Source organism: Micrococcus lylae NBRC 15355 (genome assembly GCF_001570885.1).
GTDB classification, from domain to species: domain Bacteria; phylum Actinomycetota; class Actinomycetes; order Actinomycetales; family Micrococcaceae; genus Micrococcus; species Micrococcus lylae.
In genome coordinates this window covers 1-4,218 of the sequence record NZ_BCSN01000088.1, presented here as the reverse complement: position 1 = coordinate 4,218, position 4,218 = coordinate 1, and the positions used below count along the sequence as shown (strand labels likewise).

Sequence of the window (4,218 nt, the reverse complement as noted above, 5' to 3'; positions counted from 1 at the left end):
CGGCGGGGCCGGCCGTCGGTGCCGGTGGGGGCAGCGGCGCGGCGACGCAACGCGAACGCGACGAAGACGACCAGCAGGAGCGGCCAGACGAGGTAGTACTGCTCCTCCACGCCCAGGGACCAGTAGTGCTGGAGCGGGCTGGGCGCGGCGTCGGCGTTGAAGTAGTCGGTACTGTCGGCAGCCAGGGACCAGTTGGAGACGCTCAGTGCCGCCCAGAGGCCCGTCCAGCCGAGCGACTCCCACCGGGACAACGGCAGGAGCGCCCACCCCGCAGCCAGGGTCAGGGCGATCACGACGAGGGCTGCCGGCAGGATGCGCCGGACACGCCGCACGTAGAAGTCGGTCAGGCAGACACCGCCGGTGCGGCTGATCTCCTTGATCAGAAGCCCTGTGATGAGAAAGCCGGAGATGACGAAGAAGACGTCGACGCCGACGTAGCCTCCGGGCAGCCAGGGAAGGCCGGCGTGGAACAGCAGGACGCTGAGCACGGCGAGGGCGCGGATGCCCTGGATGTCGGCGCGGAAGCGATGGGCAGCGAGGCCGGTGGGAGGCACCGTGGTCCTCGCCCGCCTCCCGGGGGCATCGACGGGGGCGGAACTGATGTGGGGCATGAAGCACGCAGACGGGGTCGGGGACGGAAGGACAGCCGGCCGGCACGGAGGGATGGTGTGACCGCGTCGGGGCGGCGGCGTCAGCGTGGCCCCGGCGGCCTGACGACGAGGCCCCGCGCACCGGGTGGCCACACGAGGCCGTGGTCTGCGCGTCCAGACAGCTCGGCCAGGAGACGGCTAGCCGAGACTACTCAGCGGTCAGCAGAACACGCTGTGTAGACCTGTCATATCCCTGTGCGCTCAGAGCGCGGCGATTGGCTCGACTCCCGTGAGACGGGGCCGGCCTGGCCCGACGCCGGCGGCCGGCGAGGCGCTCTACGGTGCCGGCCTGGCCCGACGGAGATGCTCTGCAGGCTGTCCTGGCCCAACAACCGCGGCCGGCGAGGCGCTCTACGGGGCAGGCCAGGCGCGTGGCGTCCCATGCAGGGGGGGCTCACGTCTCGTGTGAGGTCAGCCACTGACGACGCACGGTGATCATGCGTTGGACCACAGTCACGAAGGAGGCGGCCGCCAGAAGGCAGAGAACGACGGTGAGAACGACCGCCGGCACGCCGATGCCCACGAGCCCTGCGGCCACGAGGGTGACGATGAGACGCTCGGCCCGTTCTGCGATGCCGGTGTCTGCGGTGAACCCGAGTGCCTCAGCCTTGGCACGGACATAGGAGACGAGCATGCCCGACGCCAGGCAGAGGGAGGCGGCGACGCCGAGGACGGTCTGCTCCCCCACCCCGAAGGCCCACCACATCAGCCCCAGGAAGACCGCCGCGTCCTGCACCCTGTCCAGGGTCGAGTCCAGGAAGGACCCCCAGCGGCCGGTGGTGCCGGAGAGCCGGGCCATGACGCCGTCGAGGACGTCGGAGAACACGAAGAGAGTGATCACCATGACGCCCCAGAAGAGGTGTCCGACGGGGAAGAGCGCCAGTGCACCGACGACCACGCCCAGCGTTCCGGCCACCGTGACCGCGTCCGGGGTCACACCCCAGCGCAGCAGCAGCCGCGCCGGAGGCGTGAAGATGCGGTTCGTGGCCCCGCGGGCATGGCGGTCCAGCATCAGCAGGCGTCCCCGTCCTGCCGCTCGGCGAACTCCGCGGCGGCCTCGTCCCAGGCGGTGTGGAGCAGCTCCCAGGTCTGGCCGAGGGTCTGTGCCATGTTCTTGGTCTGGGCGATGATCGGCAGGAAGTTCCCGTCACCGGACCAGCGCGGCACCACGTGCTGGTGCAGGTGTGCCGCGATGCCGGCCCCGCCGACCGCGCCCTGGTTCATGCCGAGGTTGTAGCCGGCGGGGTTCGCGACCTTCTCCAGGGCGACCATGGCCGTCTGGGTCAGGCGCGCCATCTCCGCGGTCTCCTCCGCCGTGATGTCCGTGTACAGGGGCACGTGGCGGTAGGGGCAGATCAGCAGGTGGCCCGGGTTGTACGGGTAGAGGTTGAGCAGCACGAAGCAGGTCTCGCCTCGGTGCAGGATCAGGCTGTCCTCGTCCGAGCGGGACGGGCCGGCGCAGAACGGGCAGGTGTGCTCGTCCTTGACCTGCTCCTGACCCTTGGACACGTACGCCATCCGATGGGCGTTCCAGAGGCGCGAGAAGGCATCGGGCACCCCGGCGAGGGTGTGCTGGTCGGTGGCCCGGCCGTCGTCGGGAAGGCCGTGGCCCGCCGCGGGCGCGTCCGCTGCGCCGGTCGGCGACTGCCGTCCGGCGTCGGGGGCGTCGTGGTGAGGCCGGATCACGGGGTCACCTCGCGGTCGCGCACCGCCTTCACGATGCGGGCGACGGCCTCGTCCACCGGCACGCCGTTGTCCTGCGAGCCGTCACGGAAGCGGAAGGACACGGCGCCGGCCTCGGCGTCCTCGCCGCCGGCGATGAGCACGAACGGCACCTTCTCCTTCGAGGCGGTGCGGATCTTCTTCGGAAAGCGGTCGGAGGAGTCGTCCAGGCGGGCGCGGATGCCCTCGGCCCTGAGCTTGTCCACGACCTCGGCGAGGTAGTCGTTGAACGCCTCCGCCACCGGGACGGCGACGACCTGCTCCGGGGCGAGCCAGGCCGGGAAGGCGCCGGCGTAGTGCTCGGTGAGCACGCCCAAGAAGCGCTCGATCGACCCGAACTTCGCGGCATGGATCATGACCGGCTCCTGGCGGGAGCCGTCCGCGGCCTGGTACTCGAGGCCGAAGCGGGCCGGCTGGTTGAAGTCGTACTGGACGGTCGACATCTGCCAGGTGCGGCCGATGGCGTCGCGGGCCTGCACCGAGATCTTCGGTCCGTAGTAGGCGGCTCCACCCGGATCCGGGACGAGCTCCAGGCCGGTCTCGCGGGCCACGGTCTCGAGCACGGAGGTCGCCTCGGCCCACTGCTCGTCGGTGCCGATGAACTTGTCCGACTCCGGGTCGCGGGTGGACAGCTCCAGGTAGAAGTCGTCCAGGCCGAAGTCCTTGAGCAGCCCGAGGATGAAGTCCAGCAGGTGCTTGACCTCGGCCGGCGCCTGCTCGCGGGTCACGTACGAGTGCGAGTCGTCCTGTGCGAAGCCCCGCACACGGGTCAGCCCGTGGACCACACCGGACTTCTCATGGCGGTACACATGGCCGAACTCGAAGAGGCGCAGCGGCAGCTCGCGGTAGGAGCGGCCCCGGGAGCGGAAGATGAGGTTGTGCATGGGGCAGTTCATCGCCTTGAGGCGGTACTCCTGCCCCTGACGGGTGATGTTGCCGTCCTCGTCGCGCTCCTCGTCCACCTTCAGCGGCGGGAACATGGTGTCCGCGTAGTACGGCAGGTGACCCGAGGTGTGGAACAGGCCGTCCTTCGAGATGTGCGGGGTCCCGACGTACTGGAAGCCCTCCTCGATGTGCCGCTGACGGACGTAGTCCTCCATCTCGCGCTTGATGACGCCGCCGCGCGGATGGAAGACCGGCAGGCCGGAGCCCAGCTCGTCCGGGAAGGAGAACAGGTCCAGCTCGGCGCCGAGCTTGCGGTGGTCGCGGCGCTCGGCCTCGGCCAGGCGCTCCTGGTAGGCCTTGAGGTCCGCCTTGGTGGGCCAGGCGGTGCCGTAGATGCGCTGCAGCTGCCTGTTGTTCTCGTTGCCGAGCCAGTAGGCGGCGGCCGAGCGGGTGAGCGCGAAGGCGTTGGAGATCAGCTTCGTGTTCGGCAGGTGCGGGCCGCGGCAGAGGTCGCACCAGACGGCGTCGCCGGACCTGCGGTCCACGTTGTCGTAGATGGTGATCTCGCCGACGCCGACCTCGACGGAGGCGCCCTCGCCGGCGTTCTCGGCATTGTCCTTCTTGCCGAGCAGCTCGAGCTTGTACGGCTCGGCCGCCATGGCCTCACGGGCCTCGTCCTCGGTGACGACGCGGCGGGCGAACATCTGGTTCTGGTTGACGATCTTCAGCATGAGCTTCTCGATCGCCTTCAGGTCCTCCGGGGTGAAGGGCTCGGCGACGTCGAAGTCGAAGTAGAAGCCGTCCGTGATGTACGGACCGATGCCCAGCTTGGCGTCCGGGCGCAGCTGCTGCACGGCCTGGGCCATGACGTGGGCGGTCGAGTGACGCAGGACGTTGAGCCCGTCCGGCTCCGAGATGTCCACGGCCTCGACGGAGGCGCCCACCGGGACCTCACGCGACA

General features: G+C 70.0%; 4 protein-coding genes. All 4 read right to left on the bottom strand.

Annotated features, from left to right (window positions below):
* Nucleotides 1–554: acyltransferase family protein (locus MLY01S_RS11645; RefSeq protein WP_218000451.1), on the bottom strand; the 554-nt coding region annotated here is incomplete at its 3' end.
* Between the two features lie 490 nt (nucleotides 555–1,044).
* Nucleotides 1,045–1,662 (bottom strand): phosphatidylinositol phosphate synthase, encoded by a 618-nt coding sequence (gene pgsA / locus MLY01S_RS11640; RefSeq protein ID WP_067192342.1) that lies wholly within the window; start codon nucleotides 1,660–1,662, stop codon nucleotides 1,045–1,047.
* Nucleotides 1,662–2,207, bottom strand: a complete 546-nt coding sequence (locus MLY01S_RS11635) for an HIT family protein (RefSeq protein ID WP_245232076.1) — start codon at nucleotides 2,205–2,207, stop codon at nucleotides 1,662–1,664. The genes pgsA and MLY01S_RS11635 overlap by 1 nt, the downstream gene beginning before the upstream one ends.
* Before the next feature lie 125 nt (nucleotides 2,208–2,332).
* A partial coding sequence (gene thrS / locus MLY01S_RS11630; RefSeq protein WP_067192339.1) for a threonine--tRNA ligase occupies nucleotides 2,333–4,218 on the bottom strand: 1,886 nt, incomplete at its 5' end.

What these genes read in the sequence shown, in the direction of transcription:
- pgsA (WP_067192342.1), bottom strand. Translation starts at nt 1,662, where the DNA reads ATGCTGGACCGCCATGCCCGCGGGGCCACGAACCGCATCTTCACGCCT.